General features: G+C 68.2%; 25 protein-coding genes and 5 pseudogenes. 11 read left to right on the top strand and 19 right to left on the bottom strand.

Features of this window, described 5'->3' with window-relative positions; genetic code table 11:
* The first annotated feature begins 140 nt into the window (after positions 1 to 140).
* Positions 141 to 2,531: a hypothetical protein gene (locus ACF0H8_RS06915; protein WP_395288223.1), complete on the top strand. Its 2,391-nt coding sequence runs from the start codon at positions 141 to 143 to the stop codon at positions 2,529 to 2,531.
* A 532-nt stretch (positions 2,532 to 3,063) separates the two neighbouring features.
* On the opposite strand, the pseudogene istB reads toward ACF0H8_RS06915, so the two are convergent.
* Both istB and istA read right to left on the bottom strand, forming a co-directional pair.
* A pseudogene (gene istB / locus ACF0H8_RS06910) lies at positions 3,064 to 3,853 on the bottom strand (IS21-like element helper ATPase IstB).
* A pseudogene (istA, locus tag ACF0H8_RS06905) lies at positions 3,853 to 5,078 on the bottom strand (IS21 family transposase). The pseudogenes istB and istA overlap by 1 nt, the downstream one beginning before the upstream one ends.
* An 84-nt stretch (positions 5,079 to 5,162) precedes the next feature.
* Here istA and ACF0H8_RS06900 point away from each other — a divergent pair.
* The 4 genes and pseudogenes from ACF0H8_RS06900 to ACF0H8_RS06885 all read left to right on the top strand — a co-directional run.
* Positions 5,163 to 5,315: pseudogene (locus tag ACF0H8_RS06900) on the top strand (helix-turn-helix domain-containing protein); the annotation flags it as partial.
* A 30-nt stretch (positions 5,316 to 5,345) separates the two neighbouring features.
* Positions 5,346 to 6,415: pseudogene (locus tag ACF0H8_RS06895) on the top strand (IS30 family transposase).
* A 466-nt stretch (positions 6,416 to 6,881) separates the two neighbouring features.
* Positions 6,882 to 7,067: pseudogene (locus ACF0H8_RS06890) on the top strand (IS21 family transposase); the annotation flags it as partial.
* Between the two features lie 186 nt (positions 7,068 to 7,253).
* Positions 7,254 to 8,345: an IS630 family transposase gene (locus ACF0H8_RS06885; RefSeq protein ID WP_395288222.1), complete on the top strand. Its 1,092-nt coding sequence runs from the start codon at positions 7,254 to 7,256 to the stop codon at positions 8,343 to 8,345.
* A gap of 76 nt (positions 8,346 to 8,421) precedes the next feature.
* Here ACF0H8_RS06885 and ACF0H8_RS06880 read toward each other — a convergent pair whose 3' ends face one another.
* Both ACF0H8_RS06880 and ACF0H8_RS06875 read right to left on the bottom strand, forming a co-directional pair.
* A complete protein-coding gene (locus tag ACF0H8_RS06880; protein ID WP_395288221.1) occupies positions 8,422 to 9,462 on the bottom strand; it encodes an ImmA/IrrE family metallo-endopeptidase in 1,041 nt (346 codons plus the stop codon).
* Between the two features lie 7 nt (positions 9,463 to 9,469).
* Complete coding sequence (locus ACF0H8_RS06875; RefSeq protein ID WP_395288220.1) at positions 9,470 to 10,339, bottom strand: hypothetical protein; 870 nt, start codon at positions 10,337 to 10,339, stop codon at positions 9,470 to 9,472.
* 754 nt (positions 10,340 to 11,093) lie between these two features.
* Between ACF0H8_RS06875 and ACF0H8_RS06870 the strand changes: the two genes are divergently transcribed.
* The 3 genes from ACF0H8_RS06870 to ACF0H8_RS06860 all read left to right on the top strand — a co-directional run bounded on the left by ACF0H8_RS06870 (position 11,094) and on the right by ACF0H8_RS06860 (position 11,927).
* Positions 11,094 to 11,279, top strand: a complete 186-nt coding sequence (locus ACF0H8_RS06870; RefSeq protein WP_395288219.1) for a hypothetical protein — start codon at positions 11,094 to 11,096, stop codon at positions 11,277 to 11,279.
* Complete coding sequence (locus tag ACF0H8_RS06865) at positions 11,276 to 11,506, top strand: hypothetical protein (RefSeq protein ID WP_395288218.1); 231 nt, start codon at positions 11,276 to 11,278, stop codon at positions 11,504 to 11,506. The genes ACF0H8_RS06870 and ACF0H8_RS06865 overlap by 4 nt, the downstream gene beginning before the upstream one ends.
* Positions 11,507 to 11,585: 79 nt before the next feature.
* Complete coding sequence (locus tag ACF0H8_RS06860) at positions 11,586 to 11,927, top strand: hypothetical protein (protein WP_395288217.1); 342 nt, start codon at positions 11,586 to 11,588, stop codon at positions 11,925 to 11,927.
* Positions 11,928 to 12,073: 146 nt separating this feature from the next.
* On the opposite strand, the gene ACF0H8_RS06855 is transcribed toward ACF0H8_RS06860, so the two are convergent.
* Positions 12,074 to 12,301, bottom strand: a complete 228-nt coding sequence (locus ACF0H8_RS06855; RefSeq protein ID WP_395288216.1) for a hypothetical protein — start codon at positions 12,299 to 12,301, stop codon at positions 12,074 to 12,076.
* 286 nt (positions 12,302 to 12,587) lie between these two features.
* Between ACF0H8_RS06855 and ACF0H8_RS06850 the strand changes: the two genes are divergently transcribed.
* The 3 genes from ACF0H8_RS06850 to ACF0H8_RS06840 all read left to right on the top strand — a co-directional run bounded on the left by ACF0H8_RS06850 (position 12,588) and on the right by ACF0H8_RS06840 (position 13,823).
* Positions 12,588 to 12,863 carry a helix-turn-helix transcriptional regulator gene (locus ACF0H8_RS06850; RefSeq protein ID WP_395288215.1) on the top strand — a complete coding sequence of 92 codons (276 nt, stop codon included), beginning with the start codon at positions 12,588 to 12,590 and terminating at the stop codon, positions 12,861 to 12,863.
* A 2-nt stretch (positions 12,864 to 12,865) separates the two neighbouring features.
* A complete protein-coding gene (locus tag ACF0H8_RS06845; protein ID WP_395288214.1) occupies positions 12,866 to 13,333 on the top strand; it encodes a helix-turn-helix transcriptional regulator in 468 nt (155 codons plus the stop codon).
* Between the two features lie 103 nt (positions 13,334 to 13,436).
* The gene (locus ACF0H8_RS06840; protein ID WP_395288213.1) at positions 13,437 to 13,823 is read left to right on the top strand and encodes a hypothetical protein; all 387 of its coding nucleotides are present in this window, start codon (positions 13,437 to 13,439) and stop codon (positions 13,821 to 13,823) included.
* Here the strand turns inward: ACF0H8_RS06840 and ACF0H8_RS06835 are convergent.
* The 14 genes from ACF0H8_RS06835 to ACF0H8_RS06770 all read right to left on the bottom strand — a co-directional run bounded on the left by ACF0H8_RS06835 (position 13,820) and on the right by ACF0H8_RS06770 (position 25,588).
* Positions 13,820 to 16,576 carry a phage tail tape measure protein gene (locus ACF0H8_RS06835; RefSeq protein WP_395288212.1) on the bottom strand — a complete coding sequence of 919 codons (2,757 nt, stop codon included), beginning with the start codon at positions 16,574 to 16,576 and terminating at the stop codon, positions 13,820 to 13,822. The two genes, ACF0H8_RS06840 and ACF0H8_RS06835, sit on opposite strands and share 4 nt — an antisense overlap.
* Positions 16,573 to 16,722 carry a hypothetical protein gene (locus tag ACF0H8_RS06830; RefSeq protein ID WP_395288211.1) on the bottom strand — a complete coding sequence of 50 codons (150 nt, stop codon included), beginning with the start codon at positions 16,720 to 16,722 and terminating at the stop codon, positions 16,573 to 16,575. Before ACF0H8_RS06830 ends, ACF0H8_RS06835 begins: the two co-directional genes overlap by 4 nt.
* Before the next feature lie 4 nt (positions 16,723 to 16,726).
* A complete protein-coding gene (locus tag ACF0H8_RS06825; RefSeq protein WP_395288210.1) occupies positions 16,727 to 18,001 on the bottom strand; it encodes a hypothetical protein in 1,275 nt (424 codons plus the stop codon).
* Between the two features lies 1 nt (position 18,002).
* The gene (locus ACF0H8_RS06820) at positions 18,003 to 18,797 is read right to left on the bottom strand and encodes a hypothetical protein (protein ID WP_395288209.1); all 795 of its coding nucleotides are present in this window, start codon (positions 18,795 to 18,797) and stop codon (positions 18,003 to 18,005) included.
* A complete protein-coding gene (locus tag ACF0H8_RS06815) occupies positions 18,794 to 19,171 on the bottom strand; it encodes a hypothetical protein (RefSeq protein ID WP_395288208.1) in 378 nt (125 codons plus the stop codon). Before ACF0H8_RS06815 ends, ACF0H8_RS06820 begins: the two co-directional genes overlap by 4 nt.
* Positions 19,168 to 19,581: a hypothetical protein gene (locus ACF0H8_RS06810; protein WP_395288207.1), complete on the bottom strand. Its 414-nt coding sequence runs from the start codon at positions 19,579 to 19,581 to the stop codon at positions 19,168 to 19,170. Before ACF0H8_RS06810 ends, ACF0H8_RS06815 begins: the two co-directional genes overlap by 4 nt.
* A complete protein-coding gene (locus tag ACF0H8_RS06805) occupies positions 19,578 to 19,763 on the bottom strand; it encodes a WhiB family transcriptional regulator (RefSeq protein WP_395288206.1) in 186 nt (61 codons plus the stop codon). The genes ACF0H8_RS06810 and ACF0H8_RS06805 overlap by 4 nt, the downstream gene beginning before the upstream one ends.
* 65 nt (positions 19,764 to 19,828) lie before the next feature.
* Positions 19,829 to 20,146, bottom strand: a complete 318-nt coding sequence (locus ACF0H8_RS06800; RefSeq protein WP_395288205.1) for a hypothetical protein — start codon at positions 20,144 to 20,146, stop codon at positions 19,829 to 19,831.
* Between the two features lie 64 nt (positions 20,147 to 20,210).
* On the bottom strand, positions 20,211 to 22,721 hold the full coding sequence (locus ACF0H8_RS06795) for an AAA family ATPase (RefSeq protein ID WP_395288204.1): 2,511 nt from the start codon (positions 22,719 to 22,721) through the stop codon (positions 20,211 to 20,213).
* Positions 22,718 to 23,020: a hypothetical protein gene (locus ACF0H8_RS06790; RefSeq protein WP_395288203.1), complete on the bottom strand. Its 303-nt coding sequence runs from the start codon at positions 23,018 to 23,020 to the stop codon at positions 22,718 to 22,720. Before ACF0H8_RS06790 ends, ACF0H8_RS06795 begins: the two co-directional genes overlap by 4 nt.
* Positions 23,017 to 23,325: a hypothetical protein gene (locus tag ACF0H8_RS06785; protein WP_395288202.1), complete on the bottom strand. Its 309-nt coding sequence runs from the start codon at positions 23,323 to 23,325 to the stop codon at positions 23,017 to 23,019. Before ACF0H8_RS06785 ends, ACF0H8_RS06790 begins: the two co-directional genes overlap by 4 nt.
* The gene (locus ACF0H8_RS06780) at positions 23,322 to 23,459 is read right to left on the bottom strand and encodes a hypothetical protein (protein ID WP_395288201.1); all 138 of its coding nucleotides are present in this window, start codon (positions 23,457 to 23,459) and stop codon (positions 23,322 to 23,324) included. The genes ACF0H8_RS06785 and ACF0H8_RS06780 overlap by 4 nt, the downstream gene beginning before the upstream one ends.
* The gene (locus ACF0H8_RS06775; protein ID WP_395288200.1) at positions 23,456 to 23,623 is read right to left on the bottom strand and encodes an excisionase family DNA-binding protein; all 168 of its coding nucleotides are present in this window, start codon (positions 23,621 to 23,623) and stop codon (positions 23,456 to 23,458) included. Before ACF0H8_RS06775 ends, ACF0H8_RS06780 begins: the two co-directional genes overlap by 4 nt.
* A gap of 591 nt (positions 23,624 to 24,214) precedes the next feature.
* Complete coding sequence (locus ACF0H8_RS06770; RefSeq protein WP_395288199.1) at positions 24,215 to 25,588, bottom strand: recombinase family protein; 1,374 nt, start codon at positions 25,586 to 25,588, stop codon at positions 24,215 to 24,217.
* Positions 25,589 to 25,591 lie beyond the last annotated feature (3 nt).

Genomic DNA, 25,591 nt, shown 5'->3' with positions numbered 1-25,591 from the left:
CGATTCCTCCAGTCCCGCTGGTCCGACGACGTGCCACGCCGGGAGTTCTGATGCGAATGATTTATTGCGCCCGTTCGACTCCTCGCAGTGCCTCGGGGGTTGGCCCGCGCGCCACGCTTGTCCGTGCATGCCTTGCCGCCGTGAGCGCTCTCCTGCTCATTGGAGCGACCCCTAGCCAGTCGTTCGCGCAGGCTGACGGGGCGGCACCCGAAGAAGCGGTCTGTGCGCAGGCCCGTGCGCTGAACGTAGCCGCCCTCCCGCAGCAAGCGCTTGCGCTTGTCGACAAAGTCAATGAATCCACGCGAACGGAAGGTGCGGAGGACGCGCAGCAGACCTTGGCGTCCGACCGCCTCGGCTGTGTCGAGGAGCGGAACGAAGCGCTCCGGCGCATTTCGGTCGCCGAACAGATGGCCGTCCTCGCGGCACGCGTCCAACCGGAGGGTTCGGTAACGCCAGGAACGGCCGCGGGTTCGGTAACTGCAGGAACGTCCGCTCAAACGCCGTCGTGCCCTGCGCAGGCAACGGGACAGGGCATTTCTGCCGCCACGCGAGCAGAGCTCGCCGACATCGCCAAGGGGTGTGACAGCGAGGTCGTCATCGCGGAGCCTAAGACACCGAGTCAGTCACTGGCCAGTAACTGGAGCGGATTTGCGGAAGCGAACATCGCGCCTCTCAACGAGCCGGCAGTTGCCTCGATGTTGCTGATTGGCGTGGGCCTCATTGTGGCACGCCTGATCGCGCCACAGGTGGGCCGACTGGACAAGCGAACTCGCAGGCAAGACCCGCGCGTATCCATAGAAATCACGCGGCGGATGCGCCTCAGATCGCTCCTGGTTGGACTCGCACTCCTAATTGCGGCGGGGATCATAGCGGTTACCGAGTCACCGGCTGAGACATCCTCCCTCCAACAATGGCTCTTGCCCGTTGTGCCGATGCTCTTCGGCTCACTGTTCCTGGCATGGGCGTTCAGTCAAGCGACGCGTGTAGTCGTAAGAGTGATCGGAGCGGACGGGAAGGAAGACTCAGGTGAGGCCGCCCATGTAATCGCGCTAGCCCGTGATCTAGGAGGCGCCGCTCCAGTCGGCATCGAGTACCCACTCGGTACGGACGAGACAATTCTTCAGGCAGCTGGGTTCACGACGACTCCCGAGGGGCGAGTGGCCAAGGCTCTGTACAACCTGATCCATCTGATGGTCCCGAGGTCGCCCTGGGATGTCAGTGTTGGCGTGAACTCCAGGGACCTGATCGCCGTAACGGTGTCTCATCACGGGCGCGAAGTACGTTCCGCGGCTATCGACCGTGACGTACTCGGACTTCGCATCCCCGTAACGGATTCAGCCGGCGTGCCCATGAAGGGTGCCGACGGCAAAGAGAAATTCCCGGAACTGCAGCGCATGACAGCAGCAGTGATCTTGGCAGCGTTGCACGAGGAATACGAAATGCCGCGGTTGTACGGAGCAACCCAGTGGAAGAGCCTCGGACTGCACTACGTCGCGACCACCGATCTGGCGACGTCGAAGCCGTCCGTAGACGTGCTAGCTCAAGCGGTCGATGCTGATCCAAGCAACAGAGCCGCTCATTTGGCGCTTTGGCACCATCGATACCGCACGAGTGATCACCTACCTGAGCTCCTCGCGTACATAAACCTCCTGAACAATATAATCGAGGAGACAGAGGCCGATCCAGAGACGTATTACCCCCTAGCGCTCCGAGCTCGGCACTCGTACTTGGTCGCCAGCATCAACGCCATGTATCTGGAGCCAGGCGGCCCGCCGCTTCCTGCGATCCTTCGGCCCGCCGCCGCCTCCACTCTAGAGATGACGGAGAACTGGTCCAGAAAAGACGATGCGGCTCTGGCGCAGCGAACCAAGCGGTCTCTAGAAGCGATCGTTGCGTTTACGAATCTCGGACCAGTTGCTTATCCGCCGGATATCACTGTCCCATCCGGAACTGCCGATCCGTATGCTGAATACTCGTGGGCATGCTACTACGCGTGTCGTCCGGAGTATGGCGGGATTGAAGACGTTGACTATGCGCGTGCGTTGGAGCATCTGCGTGCGGCCACGGCCCACCCCGACCTAAGTCAGTGGCACCGTAAGGATCCGCAATTGAAGAAGTTCAGGACCCATTTGAGGTACCGCGAGGCGTTCAATAGGGCCCCAGCCACCGATTTCCTTTCATTACCAACCCTGGCAGCGGACAAAGATGGGTTAGCGAGCGTTGGTGCATCAACACCGCAAAGCGTGATGGCCCAGCGGCCATGGAGGTTGGCCGCACATCTCGGCAGAAGCACCGCTCGCGCCGACTACATACGCGCGGTTGCCTCCCTCGCGCTTTCCGTACCGGACGATCTAGCGACGTGGCGAATCGATATAACGCGCACCCTGCTGGAGAGGAACGTCATAGCAGTTCAGCCAGGGACGCTCGGTGATTTCGTGTCATCGCTTAGGAACGACCTTCTGAGAGACCTCAACGACGTGCCAACGGAGGAGCAACTGAGGACGTGGCTCGGTGATGCCCCAGCGGGATGACAGGCCCCCACCGACAACTCGCTCCGACAGCAGTCGCGTTTGGGAGCAGGATTTGCTGACGCCGACGGAAGGTCTCCCGACGAGATCGGGATCCAAGCGAAGTTGTCGGGCGATGTAGTTCTACTTCCATCGTCCACGGCGCTGCCTCATCTGGAGTCTCAGTAAAGTCGCAGTCGAGGGCGGTTCTTCATATGCTGTGATCAAGGGAGATCAGCTGTCCGCGCGCAGGGAGATGAACTGTCCACGGAGGGGGAGATCAAATGTCCGCCCACGGGGAAGTTCCGGTGTCCGTTGACAGTCGTCGTCAAGGTTCCGGATCGTTAGGGTCGCCATGAGGACCATCCTTCTGCGCACAGAACGCGCATGCCCGTCCGTGTCGAGCCAGGACGGCATCGGCGGGTGAACTTCATCCTGGCATGTCCCGAGTGAGCCGCCTGCACAAGGCTGCTCGCTTCTCATCTGTCAACGACGGCTGAAAGTGGACCCCCTGGCGACGGCTGAAAATGGATCCCTCTCCTGATCTGGTTGTCGGTCAGTCGTCGGTCGCACCGGTCGGGGTGCGGCCGAGGTCGCGGTTCTTGAGCCGGTAGGAGTCGCCCTTGAGGGCGACGACGTCGGCGTGGTGGACGAGGCGGTCGATCATCGCGGCGGCGACGGTGTCGTCGCCGAAGATCTCGCCCCAGCGGCCGAAGGGCTTGTTCGAGGTCACGATGAGCGAGGCGCGTTCGTAGCGGGAGGAGACGAGCTGGAAGAACAGGTTCGCGGCCTCGGGCTCGAAGGGGAATGTAGCCGACCTCGTCGATGACCAGCAACGGGTAGCGGCCTAGGCGGCGCAGCTCGTCTTGAAGGCGGGCGTCGTGGTGGGCGGTGGCGAGGCGGTCGACCCACTGGGAGGCGGTGGCGAACAGCACCCGGTGGCCGGCCTGGCAGGCCCGGATGGCCAGGCCGGTGGCCAGGTGCGTCTTGCCGGTGCCGGGCGGGCCGAGGAAGACGACGTTCTCCTTGGCGGCGACGAAGTCCAGGGTGCCCAGGTGAGCGATCAGGTCGCGCTTGAGGCCGCGGGCGTGGTCGAAGTCGAACTCCTCGAGGGACTTGCGGGCGGGGAGCTTCGCGGCGCGGATGCGGCCCTCCCCGCCGTGGGACTCGCGGGCGGCGACCTCGCGCTGCAGGCACGCGGCGAGGAACTCCTCATGGGACCAGCCGGCCTCGCGGGCCCGCTCGGCCAGCCGCGGGACCGACTCGCGCAGGGTGGGTGCCTTCAACGCCCGGGTCAGGTAGGCCAGCTCGGCGGTGAGGTCCCGCGCGGGCGTGCTCGTCGGCATCAGGCCACCTCGGTCAGGCCGAAGTGCCGGTCGTAGGCCGTCAGGTCGCGCTGCTCTATCTCGTCATCGGGCTGCGGTGGTCGAGCCGACCTGCTGGCGGCTGCGGCCAGGGCGAGGGCGGCGGCCCGGTGGGCGGGGTCGGTCAGGCTCTGGTGGCGCGCCCAGCACCGCTGATGGGCGGCGACGACCCGGTCGCCGAGGCGGACCGTGACGGTGTCCAGGTCGGCCGTCACGGTGACCGTGCGCCCGACCGCGGCCGGGTCGACGGAGTAGTCGTTGGAATCGAGACGGACGTAGTGGTCCCGCGGCAGGCGGATCTGCGTGCGCCAGCCGACCAGGGGCGCCACCGGCGGCAGCGCCAGCATCGCCGCCTTGTCGGCCTGCCACCGCTGGGCCGGGGCGCAGCCGATCCGGCGATGATGACGGGCGTTGGCCCTCGCCAGCCAGTCGGTCAGCTGGGCGTTAAAGTCCCCGGGGCCGGTGAAGGTGCGCCCGGGCAGGAACGAGGTCTCCAGGTACCGGTTGGCCCGCTCGACCAGCCCCTTGGCCTCCGGGTCGCGGGGCCGGCACTGGTGAACCCCGATGCCCAACGTGCCACGGAAGGCCTCGAACTCCTCGGTCAGCTTCGGTTTCCCGGCCCGCCAGGACCCGACCGCGGCCTCGTTATCCCAGATCAGCTCGCGCGGGACCGCGCCCATGCGGCCCAACAGCGCCCAGTGCCCGGCGATCAGGTCCGGGCCCTGGCGGGAGGGGATCATCAGCGCGAACGTCATCCGCGAATAGCCCGAGACCATCACCAGCACCGGCGGGCGCCCCACCTGCCCGGCACCCAGCGGCACATCGACCGGTGGGAACCACAGGTTGCACTGCACCCGCATCCCCGGGTCGTACTCCGTCCGGGAGGCCGGATCGGGCGGGAGGCAGAACGGGCGCAGCACCCGCACCCGGTCCTTGAGCACCGTCAACGATCGGTCCCAGCCGATGCGTTCGGCGATCACCGTCGCCGGCATCTTCGGGTACTCCCGCAGCAGCTCCCGGATGTCGGCTCGACTGCGTCGACGATCGAGCCGGTCGCCGCGCGCTGGTACCTCGGCGGGCTGTCGCGGGCCAGCGCCCGCCGCACCGCGTTACGCGAGATGCCCAACCTGCGAGCGATGGCCTTGATCGCCATCCCCTCCACCTGGTGCAACCGGCGAATCTCCGCCCAGTCCTCCACGGTCATCACCCTCCTCAGCGTTGCGGAGGAGGTCCGTTTTCATCCGGGCGGTTTCCAGTCGTGGTCGCACACTTCCGTAATTGTGGGGGTGTGATGGCATCGACTCGTCGCGTGAAGAAGGGGCCGGGGCGGCGTCCGCAGTCGGCCAAGCGGCAGCGGTTCATGGAGCTGCGTGCTCGAGGTTGGAGCATTCGGGGCGCGGCTCGTGAGGTGGGGGTGTCGCGGACCACGGGGAACAACTGGGCGCGGGGGTACACGACCTACCGCAAGGGCGGGGTGAAGGGGTTCGTGCCGCCGCTGGAGCTATTGGCCGTGCGGCAGATCAGTCCCCGGTTCTTGTCGCAGGACGAGCGGATCGAGATCGCTGATCTGGTCCGTGCCGGGGTGAGCGTGCGCGGCATCGCCCGGCGTCTGGGGCGGGCGCCCTCGACGATCTCGCGCGAGCTGCGCCGCAACGCCGGTAGCGGCCGCCGCGCGGGGTACCGGCCGTTCGAGGCGCACCGGCACGCGACCGCACGCCGGGCCCGCCATCACCCCCGGCGCCTTGAGACCCATGCTGACCTGCGGCGGATGGTGGTCGAGCTGCTGGGGCAACGGTGGAGCCCGCAGCAGATCAGCCGTTATCTGCGACGCCGCTTCCCCGGTCGATGTGGCTGTGCCACGAGAGCATCTACCAGGCGCTCTACCAGCCGGGATCGGTGCTCCTGCGCCCCTCGGGCGTGGCTCCCGATCCTCGCTCACCGCTGCGCTCCGGACGCGATCATCGACGGGCGCACCAGAAGGTCGACCGGCGACGGCCGCGGTTCAAACAGCCCATGCTGAGCATCCACGAGCGCTCCTTCGTCCCTGCCGACCGGTCCCAGGCCGGGCACTGGGAAGGAGAACTCATCATCGGCAAGGCCCAGGGCTCGGCCATCGGGACCCTGCTGGAGCGTCAGACCCGGCTGGTGCGGCTGCTGCACCTCCCGCAGCGCGACGGCGAGAGTCTGCACGCGGCGTTGACCGCGCGGCTGAGCGACCTGCCGGCCGGGTTGCTGCGCTCGATCACCTGGGACCAGGGAACCGAGATGGCCGGCCATCGCACCATCACCGGATCGCTCGGCGTTCCCGTGTACTTCTGCGACTCCCACTCACCGTGGCAGCGCGGCTCGAACGAGAACACGAACGGACTGTTGCGGGACTACTTTCCCAAGGGCACCGACCTGAGCCTGCACTCGCCCCAACACCTCCTCGCCGTGGAGAACGAGCTCAATCACCGGCAACGGATCGTCCTCGACGACCACGCTCCCGCCGAGTTGTTCCAGGCGCTGTTAGCCTCACCAACACAGTCCGTGTTGCGACGTTGACTGGAACCCGCCCCGTCGCCACGGGGTCAGTTTTCACGCGTCGCCGACATCACCGAAGTCGTCGATTCTCACGCTCGTGCGCCGATTCTCACCGCACCGCTCGATTCGCAACTTCACTCGGTCGCGAGCATCGGCGCAAGAAGAAGCTGGCGACGATGTCTCGTTCCTGCCAGAAGACGGCGCCATGGCAGTTGATCTTGCAACGCCTCAGACGGCTTGTTCCTGCAAGATTGCTGCAGACTCCGATGGCGTTCTGTGAGCGAGTCCAGCGTCTCGCTGTTGGCGGCCACGAGAAACTGCCCGGAGGCGGCCAGATAGCTGCCCGGTGGCGGACATGAGAGTTGCCCGCTGGCGGTCATGGGATCTGCCCGACACGACATCGTCTGCCCCGTCCGTTACGGACGGCGGGGCCCCTCCTCGGGTGCGATAGCGGTGCTGAAGCGCCCATCGCCCCGAGGAGGGACACGTGAAGTCTGCCGAGGAGATCATGGAAATTCTCGAAGCGTTCGATCTGACAGGGTCATATCGAGACGCCGGCGAGCTCGCCGGGGTCTCGCACCACACCGTCGCGCGTTACGTCGCCGCCCGTGACGCCGGGCGGTTAAGCGGCAAGCCCGCGGCCCGGCCGCAGCTGATCGACGAGTTCTTGCCCCCTTGACATCTCGCGGCAAGGTCCGCTCTTCGCCTGGAGTTGCGGGAGCGCCGCAACTTGTTGGCGGGTCGTTCTAGTCTTCACCTGTGAACGACACTCTGCTTCGCCCACTCCGTGACCGCATGCTAAATGCGAACCTCTAGTGTCCTGCGCCAGAAACTCACTGGATAAGTCGTAGACTGGGGTATGCCTCGTTCTGGGCGTCCCAAAGCCGAGTTGGTCTTGTCCGCTGACGAGCGCGCGCAGCTGGTGAGGTGGTCGCGCCGGGCGAAGTCCTCGCAGGCGCTGGCGCTGCGGGCGCGGATCGTGCTGGCATGCGCGGAGGGCTTGGACAACAAGACGGTTGCGGCGCGGTTGGAATGCGCGGCGGCCACGGTGGGCAAGTGGCGGGCGAGGTTCGTCGAGCAACGCCTCGATGGGCTCGGTGACGAGGCGCGGCCGGGACGGCCCCCGGTGATCAGTGCCGACCAGGTCGAGGATGTCGTGGTCGCAACCTTGGAGTCGACGCCGAAGAACGCGACGCACTGGTCGCGGGCGAAGATGGCCGAGCGCACCGGGCTGAGCAAGTCCACGATCGGGCGGATCTGGAGGGCGTTCGACCTCAAGCCGCACCGGGCCGAGGGGTTCAAGATCTCCAACGACCCGCTGTTCGTGGAGAAGGTCTACGACATCGTGGGGCTGTACCTCAATCCCCCCGAGGCCGCGGTCGTGCTGTGCGTGGACGAGAAGTCCCAGGTGCAGGCGCTGGCCCGGTCCCAGCCGGCGTTCCCGATGATGCCCGGCATGCCCGAGAAACGCACCCATGACTACGTCCGCCACGGCACAACCAGCCTGTTCGCGGCGCTCAACATCGACGACGGCACGGTGATCTCCAGCCTCCACCGGCGCCACCGGGCGAGCGAGTTCAAGAAGTTCTTGACCAAGATCGACGACCAGATCCCCGACGATCTCGACGTGCACCTGGTCTGCGACAACTACGGCACCCACAAGCACCCGACGGTGACGAAGTGGCTTGAGGCGCACCCGAGGTTCCACATGCACTTCACCCCCACCTACTCCTCCTGGATCAACCAGGTCGAGCGGTTCTTCGCCTACGTCACCGCCGACCTCCTCCAGCGATCCGACCACCGCAGCGTCCAGGCCCTCGAGGCCGACATCCGCACATGGGTCAAGGCCTGGAACGAGGACCCCAAGCCCTTCGTGTGGACCAAGACGGCCGAACAGATCCTCGACTCACTCCGAAGACTTCTTCAACGAACTACTGGCGCAGGACACTAGCGGGCTGCTACGAAAGTGTCTCCTGCTCGGTACCGGGACCGCTCTGACTCCCTTCGCGAGTGAGCGCGTAAGGAGTTCACCAGCACTCATGCAGCGACGGGTCGGTACGTTCGACGACGCTGAGAGCCATCTGGCACTTGGTGCACGTGTTAGATGCTTCCAAGTCGCATGCGCACGATCCGCACTCGGGGCAGTGCGGGCCTTCGCATTGTCCGCACCACCTTGTGCTCTCGGAACTGACGAACACCGCGGCACACGCTGGGACCTGGCACTCGTACTCTTCCCGACGCCACGTCGGGGCGGCGCGCCGGTGCAGTGGCCGAACGACGACGAAGGCATAGTGGCCCGTCGCGTCGAGCGCCAGGGTGGCGACCAAGTTGTCCTGCACGTAGCCAGATGCCGTGACTAGTCCCGGATCGAGCACCCCCGACGCTTGCCCATCGCCGTCGACCGCGCGCCGCACCAATCGAGCGATTGAATTCTGGACCGCGCCGCGGCGGGGCGCCATGACGGTTCCCACCGACTTGGCGTAGACCACCTGACCGGTCAGGTCCACGACCGCAACCGCGACGTTGTCCGCCGGCCGTGCCTCGCGTAGTGCTCCGTGCGCGATCGCCGAGCGCGAGGCAGACATCGCCTCAAGGTGCACTCGCGCCAGGTCCCTTGCTGTGACCTCCGAGGCCGCGAGGCCCACGCGGTCACCCGGCAACAGCACCTCGGCTGCGAAGGCGTCTGCGGCTCGCTCGTTGATTAGCGATGATTCACGCTCAGGGAGCAGGCACCAAACATCTGCCCACTGCAGGTGGGTGCGCTGCAAGTGGTGCGCGAACTCGTGTAGCACGGTGAAGTTGTCGCGGGTGATCGTCCACGAGGGGTGCACCACGATCTGCGGGCCGCGAGGGCCTCGCGGCCGGTAGTAGCCAGCAACACCGCAGTCGCTGGGGGTGACTTGGTCGAGGTGCACTTCCAGCTCGCCGCCTCGCTCAATCTCCTCGATTGGGTCGTCCGCCAGGCGCGCGAAGTCGTAGACGCCTCGGGCGCTTTCTGAGTCGATAAGCGCTGCAGCAATACCCCTGTAATCGTGCCTCGCTGCAAGGTCATGGAAGTCGATGCTCACAACAGTTTCACTCATTCATCAGGCGTGCGAACACGGCGCGCAACCGGTCCTCAACTGCGTTAGAGGATCGGGCGGCGAGTGCGAACTCGTCGACGACCAGATTCCGCGCAGTAGCTTCGTCGACGTCGCGTCGCTGCGCGAGCTGGACGATGTCTTCTTTCCAAACCGGATTCAGGAGTGCTACGGCGGCAGGGTCTTGCGGCATTACGGCGAGCTCCCCAACGGGTCGGTCGAAATATTGCGCGATCTCTTGGGCCTGATCAGGCGTGAGGTCAACCTCTCCCCGGATAAGAGCGACCGCGTCAGCGGCCTCAATGCCAAAGAGTTCCGCAACCTGGCTAGGGGTCAGTTGCGCCTCTCGCGCGAGGTCAGGGCTTAGACGAGGAGTGGCGGGCACCAGCGCCGGCCACTGGATCAGGCAAATTTCCTCCCAGTAGTCGATCATTGCCTCATCACGGATGCGCTGACCTTCGATGTCGGCTGCGGGTGGCGCGAATGGAACGGGCGGCTCATTTCCCTCATCGAGGGCGTCGCCAATACTTCCCATCAGGCGCGGCGGCAGCAAGTGTCCGAGCCTGCGGTGCAGCAGGGCCTTGCTAATACCTGTCTCGCGTGTCGGCCACACATCGACCGGCACACCGAGTGGGCTTTCGTCCACGCGAACTGCCGGCGCGTGTCCATTGTCGCGTGGCAGCGTGGCTGGCCATGTCAGAACGAAGTCGGCCAGACGCGCTGAGATGACAACAAGGCCTAATCCTTCCCCGTTCCAGGAGAGCAGCCAGAGGTCGCCGACAGCGGCCTCGCCTGGCTCGCCGTTGACCCAGACACTGGGATTGGTGATGCCATCGGGTGCTAACGAGAGGGAGAGGCGGGTCATGTCGAGGTCAGCGTGTGCCTTGCCTTGAAACTGTGCTGTCGAGCTGGCGCGGTCGGTTCTTGTAGTGATCGAGGACCTCAGAGCGAACTGGTTCGGGCAGAGTGACCATGAAGCGACACAGATAGGGATCACCGGTGAGGCGCTTCTTGACTGCCCTAGTGAATCGGTAAGTCCAGTAACCGTCACGGGTGAACGGCAAGTCCGAGCGCTGTGGGCTCGGGAGGTCCTGCCGGTCAGCTCCGGTCGTTACCCTCGGCATCGCCTTCCAGGCGTTCGGGTCAGCTGGCTGCTCTGCCACGCAAACCATCGGGTGCGCGTCCCGCGTATCGTTCCCGTCCGCAGTAGCCGCCCTGTGTACGCGATAAACATCGCCTCGCTTCGCGTCTTTTCCAGGCACGGCTCCAGGGTAGACCAACACACAGCAGCAGGCGGGCAAGTTTACGAACCCGGAATGGTGCGCCTGGAACGCCACGGACGTTCGCTGCCGAGGAGCGCGCCGCCCGCACGTGGTGGCTCTCCGAGCAGCGCTCTCATCTTTCCGGGCACCACTCTCGCCACGCTCTCGTTCCTACTGGCCAACTCTCGCGGGCCTAGGCAACTGACAGAAGAGCACCGTGACCGGCAGCACCAGGAAGACGACGGGCACCACAAAGGTGCAGTGTTCCTCTTACCCGCGGAGGTTGCCCTCCGACGAAAAACGCCCCGCCCGACGCGGCAACGTCGAACGGGGCACGGCGCAGATAGGAGCTGCACCATGTTCAAGGTTACAGACACCACGTGCGAGGTCTGCGAGAGCGCGCGGGCCGGCGGCACCCTCACCATCACCGGCCCCGCAGGCAGGATCACCGAGGCCGCCTGCCTGGAGTGCGCGTCCAACGCCCGCGCGACGATGACTCGCTGCCACGTGTCCTTCGTGCCCACCCTGGCCGTGGTCGCATGACCACCCACTACACACGTGCCGACCGTGCGGCACTCCCCCGCCACCGGGACCGCGACGTCGAGCTGATCCGCTCCGCCGGCACCACCGAGGCGGCCGACCACCACGCGGCAACGGCGCTGCGTGATGCGGCCTACTGGATCGGCCAGGACGAAAACACGGAGGCTCTCCGCCTCATCGCCGAGGCCGCGGCGGCTCACGCTGACGCTTGGGACCGTCTCCTGGGCTGACGTCCCACATAGAACGGCCCGCCCGGTGCTGGAACACCGAACGGGCCAGCCCAACCCCTTGGTCTAGAAGGAGAAGGACATGCACGACACTACAACCGCCACGCTCGAAGATCTCGAGGCTGCGATGGCGCAGCTGGAGGTCTTCGGGATCGACGTGCGCTGGGGGCACGAGATGGACCCGGGCCGGCTTGTCGACCTGACGTGGTTCCTCGACGACAACACGTATCTCGCGGAGTTCAACCCAGCCGAGCGGCTGGACTACCTCGTCGACTGCGCGGACCGGGTGCTTCAGACCGTCCTGATGGGCAACGCCGCCGCCGAGCAGACGCCCTGGTGGGTGTACCCCGCGGACGACGAGAGCGGCGCCTGCGCCTACGTCGGCTGGCACCACAGCGACGGCCCCGCGCCCGCGCACGTCTAGGACATGCCGGTGATCCTCTGGAACAACTACGGCACTGGCTGCCGCGGGCCACCCCCAAGGGCGCACAGAAACCGGCCCAGGACATAGGAAACGCCCCGGACCTTACTCCCGTAGGGGTCGGGGCGTTTCGCGCGCGAGGGGCGCGATTAGCACACGTCGTTCATCCACTCCTCGAACACGACTCGGCTGACGGGCACCTCGCTGCCGGTGAAGCGATCTACTGCTGCCTCGATGTCGGACTGCCAGTAGGGGCACAGCACCTCGCGGTCCTTGGCCGGCAGCTCGTCCCAGAACTCGTCTAGCACGTCTCGCTGCATCGCCACGAGGTCCGGCTCGGCGGCCTCAGCGGTCGCAGCCTCAGTGGTCGGAGCCACGGTTGTGGCGGGCTGGGCCGTTTCCGCCTCGGCGGCACACCCGGCGAGGGCAGCCGCTGCGATCACGGCCACGAAAGCAGTCGGAAGACGTCGCATGGACGCGGAATCTACCCCGCGCCGTCCGGTTCCGTGGCGGTTTCGCATCGCGGCCACGGGGGGTGCGCGCGCGTGGGGGGCACCGCAAGAACGGCGACTCTTGCAACCCCTGCCCCCCTTCCTCGAGTGCATATGCGGCCACTACCGTCCGCAGCATGGCGACAACCTCAGACACGACAACCTGCAACCCATGAGCGACCACCAGCAGCACCCGCCGGACCTGTCCACCAAGCAGGTCGCGGCCGAGCTTGGCGTCTCCCCCACGACGATCAGCCAGTACTTCGCGTCCGGGAAGATCCCCGGCGCATACCGCCTCAGCGAGAGACGGTGGCGGATCACCAGGGCCGACCTCGACGCGTGGAAAGAGTCCCAGCGGGTCACGCCCGTCGTGGACCCGCACCGGCTCATGGCCCGGACACCCAGATCCCAGGCGTACTGGGAGAACCGACGCCGCAGAGGACGCTAGGCATGACGGACCTGCCGGTGTACGACGTCATCGCCCTGTCCCTGCCGGCCGCCGAGAAGGCCACCGGACTGCCCAGGCAGCTGATACGGGCCCGCGCATGGTGGGGCGACTTCGACCTCCACCATGCCGGCCACCGCCGCGGGAAGGCGCTAATTCGGGCCGCCACCCTGTTCCGCTGGGCGCCGGCATGGGAGGCATACCGCGAGGCACACGACGACGGTGGACACCGGTGGGCTGAACGGTTCATCTTCGATCCCGTGGAGCAACCGCCCGTGTACTCATTCATCAGCTGTGGCCTCGACGACGCCGCCGACCGCACCGGCGTGTCCACGGCGACCCTGCGCTTGGCAATCCGTAACGGTGACCTCGTGCCCCGCTACGCGGGCGAGAAGCAGGGGAAGCTCCTCTTCCGCGCCGCGGACCTCGACGCTTGGGTGCTGTCGCTCCCGACCGAGCGGTACCGCGAGTAGGCGCCCCAGCGTTCGAGACTGGGGCAAGGGGCGGCCGAAACTTCCCTGCGCGCGTGGGGGGCGCAAGAAACGCAACCAGTGGCGACCCGCTATCGTGCGCGCCATGGAGAAATGGACAGAGCTCATCGCTTTCCTCGCCGACAACGCTCGGTGCGAGGACCCGGTTATGGATGACAAGCACCCACTTGCCTGGGAGCTGAAGGCCCGGCCGGGGTTTGTGATGGACGGGGCCCCGGAGCCAACCTCCGCGCTCGTGCGGGCCGCCACGAAGACGATTCACGGGGATCATGCCGCGGCGATCAATGACGCGATGGGCCTCCGTCAGCAGATCCTCGACCTCGGATTTGAGGTCACGAGGGTCGACGACGTCGAAGCGCGGTCCCTGACCAACTTCGGCGCCAACATCGATGTCGACACCGACCTCGAGGCAGTCCAGATCCACGGCTGGATCGGCGTGGTCACGATCCGGGTTCAGGCTGCTCAGTCCTAGTGCCCCCAGCCCTTTGACCCAACTCCGCCCTTGCGGACGCCGTAGCTGTGGTACGCCTGATCGACAGCCGTAAAGAGCTCACGCCCGTTGATCTGTACTTTCGTCTCCACCGGACGATTCGCCAGCCCTGCGGCCGTGCTGATGAACTCACGCATCAGCTGGCGGTCCTGGGCCGCAAGTTGCGCCGACGTAATCCCGGCAACCGGTGTGGTGGTGGCCGTGGTGCCGCCGGTGAGGTCGCCGGGCTTGAGGCCGCCGTTGATGGCCTCGAGCAGGGGCCCCCACAGCCCGGCCTGGGACGCCTTGGTCACGTACTCGCCGCCCGCGAGCGGCTGGGAGAGGACCTCGCCGCCACCGGCCAGCGGCCAGAGGATGTTGTCGATTCCGGGGCCGGGGTTCTCCCCGGGGACCCACCCGCCGGCGGCGAGACCGTTACCGATCCACCCGCCGCCCGCGCGGCCGGTCGGGATCGGCATGTCCATGACCCCGCCACGCGACGTGACCCGGTACTCGACCTTGCCGATCTTGAACGGCGGCGACCAGTTGGCGAGCTGGCTGGAGGACTGCGCCCAGTAGGTGGCGATTCCGGTCTTGGGCGGCGGCTGCCAGCGGCCCACGGTTGCGTCCGCGGGCCCGGTGTTCGCGTCGACCGGGACCCACGCCTTCTGCTCCCTGGACCAGACCTTGAACCCTGCAACGTCACCCTGGGCGGTGGTCGAGTCACCACCGATCTTGACGTCCTCCTCCGAGTCCCGGATCAGCCCCATGACCGTGTCCAAGGCGTCCCCGGCCGGCACACGGTTGCCGTTGATGACCACGGTGCCGTCCGCCTCGTCGATGTTCCCGACGATCATGTCGAGGACCTGCTGGGCGTTGCGCTCGTCCCCGTTGATGGTGACCGTGCCGCCCGTCTCGTTGATCGCGGTCTCGAGCTCCCCGAGCCGCTCGGTGGCGGCGAGGACGGCGTCGTGGATGTGCGCGGAGATGATCTCCGGGGCCGCCCAGTCGTTGACCTGGCCGCGCATCTCGTCGAGCGCGGCGCCCCAGTTCTCCCCCATCCCGTCGGACTCTTCGGCGAGCGTCTTGCCGGTCTCTCGGGCGGCGTCGGCGGTCGCCTCGATGCCCTCGATGATCGAGTGCTGGTCGCCCGGCATCCACTCCATCGAGCGGACGACCGACCCCATCCCATCGAGGAGGTCGGCGACCGGGCCGGCCAGGAAATCACCGATCGCGACCCCACTCTCGGACAGGCCGCCGACGAACGACGAGGCGAAGTCCAAGGCCGCGTTCACGGCGTCGAGGAGGAACTCCATCATCGGGCCCCGGTTGCGCGCGACCCAGTCCGCGGCGCCGCCGAGCTCGTCGGAGAACGCCGACGCGAGGGCACCCTTGATGCCGTTGGCGGCGACCTCGACGTTCCGGATCGCGGAGTCGATCTTCGCCTGGTCGTTCGACCCCAGCCGGTCCAACGCCTTCGCCGCCGCGCCCTCGAAGTCGCCCAGCTCGGCGATGGCGGTGGACAGGTCCAGGCTGGCCAGTGCCACCGCCATGTCCTCGGCCTGGGTGCCGAACAGCTGCACGGCCAGGGCTGCCCGGTCGCTCGGATCCTCCACCTCGTTCAGCCGCGACGTGATTTCCTCGAGCGCATCCCGGGCAGCTGGCCCACCGGTGGCGAACGCGTCAGACATCTTCTCGGCGTCCAAACCCAACTTCTCGAGCGCATCCTCGGCGGAAAGGTCCTTGACCCGGATCGTGAGCTCCTTGAGGGCGTCCGCGACCAGGTCGGTGTTCCGGGCGCCGCCCTCCATGCCCTGGATGATGAGGCCGGCGGCTTCCTCTGCCGTCAGGCCGAGGTCACGGAAGTGGGTGGGGTACTCGGTGAGGGTGTCGAGGAAGTCCTCGGCGACGTCCGCGCCGTTCTGGTACCCGGCGATCAGGACGTCGAACGCCTGGTCCGCGGTGTCGACCAGCCCGGTCTTCAGCAGCTGCCCCGCGGCGCGGGCGGCGGCCGGGATGTCCGCCTCCATGATGTCCGTGACCCCAGACAGCGAGGACACCACACGCTCGATGTCAGCCTGAGCCGCGTCAGCGTTGAGCAGCCCGTTCTGCAGCGCGATCCGTGCCGTGTCCAGGTTGCCCTCTACCGACTCCCCCCACGCGTCCGCGTAGGCTTCACCGGCTGCCCGCCCGTACTTCGCGGCGGTGGCCCCGTCGAAGCCAGTGCGGGCGCCGAACATGTCCCGGTCGGCCTCAATAGACAGGGCGTCCCGGAACTCGCCTACGACGTCGCCGATGAGCCCAGCGACCGCCCCCGCGATCGGGGTCGCCATGAGCCCGCCGACGAACCCGGCCCCGAACGCCTTGGCACCGTCCCCGCCGGCGGACCCGGCGGTGCCCTCGAAGTTGTCGAGGACGGACTCCGCCTTCGAAGTGTCAGCGGTGACGGTCACGTCAGCGGTGGTGCCGTCGAGGGTCTTGCGGGCCTGGTCAACGCCCCCCAGCCCGGACTCAGCCTTCGCCGTGTCAGCGATGGCTTGCACCACAGCCGTGGTGCCGTCGACCTTCGCCAGGACGTCCTGGACCTGGCCGATCTTGGCCTCGGCGTCGGTGACGTCCGCCCCGATGGCGACGTCCTTGACCTGGCGGCGCTCGAGCTCGGCGAGGAGCTTGTCGACCTCGCCGTACTTGCGCTCGAACGCGTCGATGTCGAGCTCGACGTGGCCCCTGAGCGTTCCGAGGTCGAGAGAACTCATGGTTGCCTCCTAGCCAGACGGTCATCCTCCGTTGTCTGCTGCTCGGTGAGGGCCTGGCGCAGCTGGGCGTTTTCTGCGGTCAGAGTCGCGATGTGGTGCGACTGGCCGCTGATGACGGCGAGGACGGCAGCGGGGTCAATCTGCATGGGGTCAGGCTCCGATCAGTCCGTGGGTCCTGAGGTCGTCGATGAGCGCCTTCACACGCTCGGCCAGCTGCGGCAGGGTCACGGTGGCCGTATCGAACGCAGTCCGGGTAGCGGTCCCAGCATTGACGCCCCATCCGGACCGCCTGCCCGTGAGCACCTGCGTGCCGTTCACCTGGACGGCCATGTTGTTGAAATTCGCCACAGACGTCGTTTTGTTGAAGCTCAGGTACGTGCTGGAGGCAGGGCCGGGGCCGACGACAATCCGCTGGTTATCGCCCATCAGGATCGCGGCGTTGTTCCCAAACGACGACTCGGTGAAGCTGATACCGGTGCTGAAGTGGCCGCCCATGAACCGGATCGCGTTGTAGCTGTCGGCTGCCGCCGTCGCGCCATCGAACCGGACCGCCTCACCGTTGTTGACCTGCGTAGCGGAGTTCGGGCCACTGGGCATGGTCCCGTTCTTCCGAAGCAGCAGACCGGTCCAAAACTTCCCGTTAGGTGAGGCGCCGTTCGCACCAATCTCGATGCCGCGGGTCAGCGGATTGGACCCGTCTGCGCCCACCACGACGAGACCGCGCGACGCCCCGACGGACGCTTCCCAGCCCTGATCCGGGGCCATGTTGTTCATGTCGATTTCCGTGCCGATGATCGACCGCGGCACGATGTTGGGGTTGGCGGCGGCGGCGTAGGCCCACATGCCGAACACGTCACTGTCGGCGGTGTACCCAGATGCGCGGCCGTGGATCCCGATGGACTGGCCGGTGCCGCCCTGGTTCCGCACGTACCCGGTGATACCGGCCGTGTACGCGCCGCCAGATTCCTTTGTGATCGCCGCGTAGAGCCCTTGGTCCCACTCGTTCGCCATCTCGCCGGGGCGGTTGGCCCTCGAGTACTTCTGCACCCACATGACCGGCTTCGCATCGGTGGTCGGGCTGCCCGGTGCGCCCGCCTGCCACCGGGGACCAATGGCGCTGGTGTAGTTGATGCCGTAGATATTCCCCGCCGCACCAGCGTCCCCGGGCGGGTAGTAGACAACCGTGTTCTCCGTGTGAGCGTCGGCCGCAGTCGGGTAGGCCCGGACGTTCCCACCCGTACCGAAGAGGATCGCCGCCGCCGGGCTCCCCGGCTTCCCCAAGGACTCAGCCACCTTGGCCGGCACCTGGTTCAGCTCATCGTGGGCAGCTTTGATACCCACGTCCATCTTGTTCAGGTTCGCATCCGAGATGGGAGTGCGGTTAGACGGTTCGTTCTGCCAGCCGATCAGGGAGTAGTCACCCACGTCAGCGCTCCTGTCCTGCGGCCGACGCCGCGTGATCCTGCACGTCTGTAGCTGCCGGCTGCTGGAAGCCGCGGACGGCCTCCTGGGCGGCGAAGCGGGACTCCAGCGCCGCGGACATCAGCGCCCTGTTGTCAGCCGGCACGCCGGACACCTGACGGTCGATGAACGCGACGGTGGGCACCAGACTCGCTTGCACGACGTCGACGTCCCGCAGCGCCTCGATGGCTGCTGCCGACTGCCCGCCGAGGACCTCGGCAAGGCGTGCCTCGGCGGAACGCACCAGGCCGGACGTGTCCGGCTCCTCTTGCAACGTCCGGGCCATGCCCTGCGCTCGAGGAGTCTGCGCCCTCACCCAGTCCGGGCCCCATTCCCGCACCGCCAACGCCACGTCAGCGTCAGCGTTCACGAGCACCTCGGGCACGGTGCGCCCAGACTCCAGGAGCATCCGCGCCCGGTCCCACGCGAACTGCAACCGCATCAGCGAAGCCGCATCGTCCCCGACCTTCGGCCGCAGCGGGTCAGCCCACGACCGCACCTGCGCCGTCGCCGTCTCGACGTCCTGCTTGAGTTCCGCCAGCTTGCGAGACGCCACGTCGCGGGCGGTCGCGGCCATCTGCTCCTGCCGCTTCCGCAGCCCCTCAGCAGTCAGGTCAGGGTCCTGGTAGCGCCGAGCCTCATCGAGCTGGTTCCGCAGCTCCAGGTTGATCTGCGTCGCCCGCTGCTGGGCGGCGGCAAGACGCTGCCGGGCATCCTGTGCCCTCTGCCGGGCGAGCTGCTGCGTGAAGTCGAGAGTCATCGCGCCGCCACCTCACCCGCGGCGCGGGCGCGCTCCCACTCCGCCTCCTTGATCTTGTGGGCCGCCACCGAAGACGGGTGCGGCCGGTAGTTGGGGCACTCCAGGTCGTGCGAGTACGCCTGCCCGTTGGTGCGCTTCCCGCAGTGCTCGCACGGCAACTCCAGGGCGTCCTGCAACGCGCCCCGGTAGATGTACGCGCCGGCCATATCGGTGTTGTGGTCGCGTGGCGTGAGTTCGACGGTCATGGTGTCCTCCTGGTTCTGCCGCCGCACAGCGGCATCGAGTCGAAGGCGGCCCAAACGGGCCAGCGGATGGTCGATCGGGAGCAGCGCGGCCAAGTCGGCGGCGGCGCGAACCTCCTCAGAGACGCTCACGCCGCCACCTCCCCTCGCAGGTAGGCCCGGAGGCTGCCGACGTCCACCAGGTACGCCCGCGTGCCCACTCTCTGCGAGGCCACCAGCCCACGGGCACACAGACGGCGCACCTGCCGGGCCGACAAGCCCACGGCGTCCGCTGCCTCCGCTGCGCTACTCATACCCGCCACACTGCCAACCTCCGCCCGCGCGTGACCGCTAACGGACACGGCCCGTTCGGAAGCGACGTCGACCGCGTGCAACGCCTCCAAGAACCCCGCGAGCTCGTCCGTGATCGGCAGCGCCGACGACCGCACCCGGTCGCGCAGCGCCGGCACCAGCAGCGCGAACAACGGGCCTGCCAGTGGCGCCGGCACCACCACCTCAGAGCCCCGGATGTACGCCGCCGGGTCACGCCCCGCGGCGCTCATGCTGCCAACCTCCGCCGCTCGGCCGGGTCCAGCGCCCCCCAGATCCCGAACCGCTCCCCGGCCTCCAGAGCGGCCGCGAGGCACTCCACCCGGACGGCGCACGACCAGCACGCGGCCTTCGCCTCCTCCGCCAACGCCATCGACCCCGGCACATACGCGTCGAAGTCCCACGCCACCGGCACCGGCTACACCTGGCACGGGGAGGGCCCGCGCTCCTCGAGCGCCGCCACGAGCGCACCCTGGGCGGTCAACCGAGCACCCCGGGCGGGTCCTCGAACGGGCGTGACAGCCACACCCGGACCTGGCGGGCCACGCCCGGGTGCCACACGGCGGCGACCACGCCGGCGGGCAGCACCGACGGGTCGGGCAGCTCTGACGGGTGCAGGCGCCGCGGGCGGGCGTACACGGCGAGCGTGATGCCGAGGCCGGGGTGCAGGGCCACGAACGACGGCCGGGCAGGGTTCCGGCGGGTGCGCTCGTCCCGGTACACCCACCACCCCGACGCGCTCGTCATCCACCCGTGCACGGTGGCCTCGACCATGACCACGGACTCGGTGAGCCTCATCGCCCGGCCTCCCTCACGTGCGCGTGCACGCACGGCGCCCCACTGGAACGTTCGCGGTTCGTGTTCATGCGGTCGCCGCCTGACGGTGGAGGCTCACGCACTTGCGCATGAGGCCGGGGCCGTTGAGGTCGTCGCCGCACTCGCGGCACGGGTCCGCCGCGGGCGGCATGACAGCCGCTGACGGGGAGGGATACACCGGGGAGACAGTCGCGCCAACTCCCCTTGACTGTCTCCCAGTGTGTAGCCCGTCAGAATCGTTGGAATCGTTGGGGTTGACGTGTGTATCCCGACTGTCTCCCGACTGTCTCCCGGAAGGGGTCGAGTGTCTGTCTCCCCCTTCCCCTTCTAAGGAAGGGGAGACAGTCGCAGATGCACTCACGTAGGCGTCGGATTCGGGGTCGTCGGCCTGCCGGTACGGGCGCACGATGCTGTGCAGCTTCGACCGGCGCGGCCCGTCCGCCCGGTTGACGTACCCCTCGGCCACGAGCACCTCGAGCGCGGTCGTCACGTGCTGCTGCTTCCCGGTCACCCGTCCGTCGACGTCGCGGAACGACAGCGGCTCCCCGGCGGTCTCGAGCGCCCGCGAGACGCGCTCCATGAGGGCCGTGGGCCGGAAGGTCACCGGTCCCGCCTCCGATGCCTCGCCGGGCGCCCTGAGGGCCAGGTGCACGCCGTCCGGGCCGGGGGTCACGGCGAGCTCGGCCACCTTCTGCCCGGGTCGGTAGTTGCCGTGACGGTCTTTCGCGCACACCAGCTTCGCGAGGCCGGCGGCGTCCTTCGCGAACGGGCGCACCGTGGTTTGCATGTACTGGGCCCCGGAGATGGCCGCCCGCTTGCGCTGGGACCCGATGGGCCACAGCCCGCCCTCGTCGGCCTTCACCACGTGGTCGAGGACCACGACGGCGGGTCCGGCGTTCGCGATCGCGGTGGGCAGGCGGCGGAACCACCGTGCGGTGTCGTCGTCGTCGTTGGGCTTCGCCCCGTCGAGGGCCATGCTCTCCCCGGTCGAGTCGATCACGACCAGGGCGGGCTGGTGGGTGGTGATGATGGCGGCGAGCTCGGCGGCGGCGAACGTCCCGAACGACTCGTCAGGGTGCACGTAGTGGAACCGTGCGAGGACGTGCTCAGGGTCGGTGCCGAGGTCGAGCAGGCGCCCGACGACGCCGGCCGCGTCGTCCTCGAGGTCGACGTACACGGCGTGGTGGCCGGCCTCGAGCTGTTGGACGCAGGCGTGCAGCGCGGTCCACGTCTTACCCGAACCGGAGGCGCCGGCCACGCCGTTGACCTTCCCGGCGTAGAACAGGGCGGCGCCGTCCTCACGGGTACCGATCGTGGGGGCGTGCCGCTTGATCGTCCCGGCGAGCAGCCCGGCCACGGTGTCCGCAAGGTCCACGGGCCGCCACGACGCACCCGGGGCGGGCGTGGTGTCCTCGGCGTCCTCAGGGGCCGGTGAAGCGTCGCCAGCGGCCGAGACGGGCGCCAGGACGGGCGGGGCCTGGGAGAGATCCACCAGCCCGGCGAGGTCGTCGCCGCGGTGCTTGTGGTTCCCCAGCTCCGCCCGTGCCCGGTCCTCGGTCATGCACGCGGCGGCCGTGACACCCCACGCGGCGGCGTCCTGCACCTCGCGGGGGTGTTCGCGGCGGGCCTGCCCGGTGGTGAGCAGGTGCCGGAACCGGGCGGCGAGGGCCTGCCAGGCGGCGGCGTGGTCGGCAGCGGTGATGCACCCGAGGCGGTGCGCGGCGGCGAGCTTGACCGCCTGGGACACCAGCCACGGGTGCCGGGCCGTGGGCGCGTCCGTGGCCCAGCCCCGCACCTTCGCGGCCACGTAGCCACACGTCGACTCCCCGAACGTCCACGCAGCCGGCGGGGCGACGACGGTCCCGAGCGTCTGCGTGTCCTCGGGCAGCTCGGCCACCCCATAGGCGTCCAGCACCTCGGCAACCTCGGCCACGCTCAGGGCGTGCCCGCCGTGGGTGGTGGCAGTGGCCGGCACCGTCCTGGCGGGGTCCTTCACGTTGACCGTCCCGGGCGCCCTGAGGACGCGCGGGAGGTCGAACACACTGTCCACGTCCGTGGCGCCATGGTCGGCCGCCACGCGGGCCACCAGACGTCCCCAGCGCCGCAGCAGGGCCTGCGCCCGCGCACGGGTATCGGGGTCGGTGGTGTCCGCCGCGGGATCGTCGTGCTCGAGCGGCCAGAGCGGCTGCAGCCCGTGCCCGGAGTGCGTCACGAACGCGGGCGGGGTGTTCAGCATCGTGGCGAGCGTGTCCACGACGGCCTGGGCGGCCTCGAGGGTGGGCAGGCTGCCCGCCTTCACGTCGAGGTCGGCCCACAAGGCGGCCCACCGGGTGACGTCCTCGGCGGTTCCCCGCCCGGTCATGGTCGGCGCCACGGGGTTGATCCCGAACCACACGTTCCGGTCCTGAGGCAGCTCGGCGGGAACGTCGGCCACGGCCATGACGACGGGACGGAAGATGCCGCCGGGGAGCGCGGTGCAGACGCTGACGTGCTCGCCGGGGTGGTGCAGCTCGGCCAGGACGTCAGCCAGGGTGGCGGTGGTGGTCGTGGTGATCACGCGCCCACCTCCTTGCGGTGACAGGCGTCGCAGAGTCCGCCGCACAGGACCATGCGCGCGGCCGGCTGGATCACGAGCGGGTAGAGCGGCTGACCCTGGGGAACGTAGGTGGCGCAGCGGTCGCACTCCCGGTCGGCGCGGGTGCCGGGCTTCCCGGTGGTGCCGAGGGGCTGCACGATGACGGCGCGGCCGTGGTGCGGGTCGAGGCCGGCGGCCTGGGCGGCGTTGACGAGCTGGGCCATGCGGCCGCGGAGCCACGCGGACGGCTCCACCGGAGCCGTGGTGGTGGGGGCGCTCATGCCGCCTCACCCCCCGTGATGGGGACCAGGCGCACCAGGACCATGCTCGCCCGGTCACCTTGGGCGGCTGCACGCTTCATCGCGCGTTCCGCGGCGGGGAGGTTGAAATAGAGGTGGCGTCGCACGGTCTTGCCCCGCACGAGCACGGCGTAGGAGTCACGGAAGAACTCGGCGGCCGTGCTGTCCTCACCCGTGGAGGGAATGGCCGCTAGAGTGGTGGTTGCCTGCCCGGCGATGTTGTTTCGAGTGGCCGTCCCGTTGCCCGCGGGGCGGCTTTCTCGTTCCTGGGCGCCTGGTGGTCTCATGCGGCCCTCCTCGAGGTGAGGGGGCGGACGTTCTCCTGCACCTGGGGGCGGAGGAGGACGGCGAGCTTGTCGAGCTGCTCGTCGGTGAGGGCGGCGGCGATCTGAGCCGCGATGCGATCGGTGTAGGCGCTCACGCGGCATCACCGCCAATGGGGTGGCCGATCCTGTCGAGGTCCGCGGTCCTGATGCGGATCATGCGTGCGCCGAGGCGCTCGGCCGGGAGTTTGCCGGCGGCGATCATGCGGCGGATGGTGCGTTCACTCACCCCCCGCAGGTACGCCGCTTCCTTGAGACTCACGTAGGGCGGGAGGTTCACTCCCGCTTGCATTTGTGCAAGCATGGCAATGCCTACTTTCGAGGGTGGGCGGCGGTCCCTCCGTCCGGCGGTCCACGTGTTGGCGCACGTGGCGGACGGGTGGGGCCGCTCTGTTTCTGAGGCCAGTCGCCCGGCCCCGTCCGGTCAATTCCTGTCCGGACAAGACCATGCTAGGCGAGGGATTACACGCTTGTAAGCAACCTCCGAGCGCCCTAATGACGGGGACCGGAAATCCACAACCCCCGGGTCGGGGCTGTGTGTATCACTGCAGGTCACATGCCCTGGTGAACGGTCCCGGCGCTCGCGTCTAGTTCCGCCGGTCGCATTTGTACAAGTCGGTAGACGCAGGTGTCCAGCCTGCCGCATATGCTGACCTGCACCCTTGCGCGAATGCATGGACAAAATGTAGACAGCGCGTCTACAAGTCCGGTTGCCGCTCGTCTAAGCCCGCGGTCGTGAAGTGGTGCACGCTGCCGGCCGCTGTAGCGCCAGATCGCTACAAGCCCTAGCCAGTTATCCACAACCCCCGACCCTCTGAATCTCGCGGCGTGTCGCGCGCTCCCCGGCGTGTCGTCAGACCCTCGGCCTCATCTGCACGTGCTCCTCGCGGAAGCGGGTGCCCTTGCCGGCGGGCAGCAGGGTGACCGCCATGAGGGTGTCGATGACGGCCCGCTTCGTCGCAAGGTCGGCGGCGTCCCACGCGGCGGCGACGTCGGGGGCGGCGGCGAGGGTGGCGGCCGGGTTGTCGCCCGTGGCGGCGGCGATGGCTTCCTCGAGGGCCCGGATGCGACGCGTAATCTTCGCGGCCTGCTCACGCACGGCAGCGCCGGACATGAGGCCCTCGGCGAGCATGCTGGCGAGGGCGTCCCTGCGGTCGCGCAGCTCGACGGCCTCGGCGCGCAGCCCGTCCACGTCCACGTTCGGGGTCAGCCTGGCGATGATGCCGGGGTGCGCCAGGGTGGCCTTGACGGTGTTCTCGACGACACCGTCGACGAGATCCATGCGCCGGGTGATGTGGTAGGCGTGGCAGCGGTAGACCATGTACCGGCGCCCCTTCGACCCGTACGGCGAGGCGTACAGGGGCTGCTCACAGACACCACATCGGGCGAGCCCGGAAAGCAGGTGCTTCCGGGCGGTCGTGTCCGGGGCGGTGCGGCGGCGTGGGTCGCGCAGGGTCTCCTCCAGCCGGGCGAAGGTCTCAGGCTCAAGGATGGCCGGCCAGGCGCCCTCGCCCATGTCCTGGCCACGGTAGACGGCCCGGCCGGCCAGGCGCGGGTTCTGCAGCACCCTCCGCAAGGTGGTGGTGGTCCACGTGCCGCCAGTAGACGTGGTGATGCCAGCGGCGTTCCACTCCTTCACCAGGGCCCCGATCGGCGCCCCGGCGAGCACGCGGGCGGCCGCGGCGCGGATGAGCTCGGCCTCCTCCTCCACGACGACGACGCTGTCGCGGGCGCGGTCGCGGTCGAAACCGAACGGCCGGCGGGTCCACCCGATGTGCCCGCCCTCGGCGCGCTGGCGGTTGGCGCGGCGCTGCCGGGCGCCCTTGCGTTCGACCTCGGCGCGAGCGACGGATGCCTTGATGCGGGCGTACATGCGGCCGCCGTCCGTGGACAGGTCGGCCTCGCCGTTGGCGGTGACGAGGCGCAGACCCTCCTCCTCGGCGGCGTCGATCCAGTCCTCGAGCTGGCGGGGCTGGCGGGTGAGGCGGTCGAGGTCCCAGCAGATGAGCGCGTTGAATCGGCCGGCGGCGTAGTCGGCGACCATGCAGTCGTAGGCGGGGCGATTGACGTCGCGGCGTGAGGCGGAGACGGAGTTGTCGACGTACTCCTCGACGATCTCCCAGCCGCGCTGTTGGGCGATGCGCTGGCAGTCGGTGCGCTGGCGGTCGACGGCGAGGCGCTCGCCGGTGGTGTCCAGGCTGATGCGTAGGTAGATGGCTGCCTTCATGTA

The organism is Georgenia sp. AZ-5 (assembly GCF_043952095.1).
GTDB lineage: Bacteria > Actinomycetota > Actinomycetes > Actinomycetales > Actinomycetaceae > Georgenia.
This window is presented reverse-complemented; position numbering and strand designations above follow the sequence as displayed.

What these genes read in the sequence shown, in the direction of transcription:
- ACF0H8_RS06885 (WP_395288222.1), top strand. Translation starts at nt 7,254, where the DNA reads ATGCCTCGTTCTGGGCGTCCCAAAGCCGAGTTGGTCTTGTCCGCTGAC.
- ACF0H8_RS06875 (WP_395288220.1), bottom strand. Translation starts at nt 10,339, where the DNA reads ATGACCCGCCTCTCCCTCTCGTTAGCACCCGATGGCATCACCAATCCC.
- ACF0H8_RS06870 (WP_395288219.1), top strand. Translation starts at nt 11,094, where the DNA reads ATGTTCAAGGTTACAGACACCACGTGCGAGGTCTGCGAGAGCGCGCGG.
- ACF0H8_RS06865 (WP_395288218.1), top strand. Translation starts at nt 11,276, where the DNA reads ATGACCACCCACTACACACGTGCCGACCGTGCGGCACTCCCCCGCCAC.
- ACF0H8_RS06860 (WP_395288217.1), top strand. Translation starts at nt 11,586, where the DNA reads ATGCACGACACTACAACCGCCACGCTCGAAGATCTCGAGGCTGCGATG.
- ACF0H8_RS06850 (WP_395288215.1), top strand. Translation starts at nt 12,588, where the DNA reads ATGAGCGACCACCAGCAGCACCCGCCGGACCTGTCCACCAAGCAGGTC.
- ACF0H8_RS06845 (WP_395288214.1), top strand. Translation starts at nt 12,866, where the DNA reads ATGACGGACCTGCCGGTGTACGACGTCATCGCCCTGTCCCTGCCGGCC.
- ACF0H8_RS06840 (WP_395288213.1), top strand. Translation starts at nt 13,437, where the DNA reads ATGGAGAAATGGACAGAGCTCATCGCTTTCCTCGCCGACAACGCTCGG.
- ACF0H8_RS06835 (WP_395288212.1), bottom strand. Translation starts at nt 16,576, where the DNA reads ATGAGTTCTCTCGACCTCGGAACGCTCAGGGGCCACGTCGAGCTCGAC.
- ACF0H8_RS06830 (WP_395288211.1), bottom strand. Translation starts at nt 16,722, where the DNA reads ATGCAGATTGACCCCGCTGCCGTCCTCGCCGTCATCAGCGGCCAGTCG.
- ACF0H8_RS06820 (WP_395288209.1), bottom strand. Translation starts at nt 18,797, where the DNA reads ATGACTCTCGACTTCACGCAGCAGCTCGCCCGGCAGAGGGCACAGGAT.
- ACF0H8_RS06810 (WP_395288207.1), bottom strand. Translation starts at nt 19,581, where the DNA reads ATGAGCGCCGCGGGGCGTGACCCGGCGGCGTACATCCGGGGCTCTGAG.
- ACF0H8_RS06800 (WP_395288205.1), bottom strand. Translation starts at nt 20,146, where the DNA reads ATGAGGCTCACCGAGTCCGTGGTCATGGTCGAGGCCACCGTGCACGGG.
- ACF0H8_RS06790 (WP_395288203.1), bottom strand. Translation starts at nt 23,020, where the DNA reads ATGAGCGCCCCCACCACCACGGCTCCGGTGGAGCCGTCCGCGTGGCTC.
- ACF0H8_RS06785 (WP_395288202.1), bottom strand. Translation starts at nt 23,325, where the DNA reads ATGAGACCACCAGGCGCCCAGGAACGAGAAAGCCGCCCCGCGGGCAAC.
- ACF0H8_RS06770 (WP_395288199.1), bottom strand. Translation starts at nt 25,588, where the DNA reads ATGAAGGCAGCCATCTACCTACGCATCAGCCTGGACACCACCGGCGAG.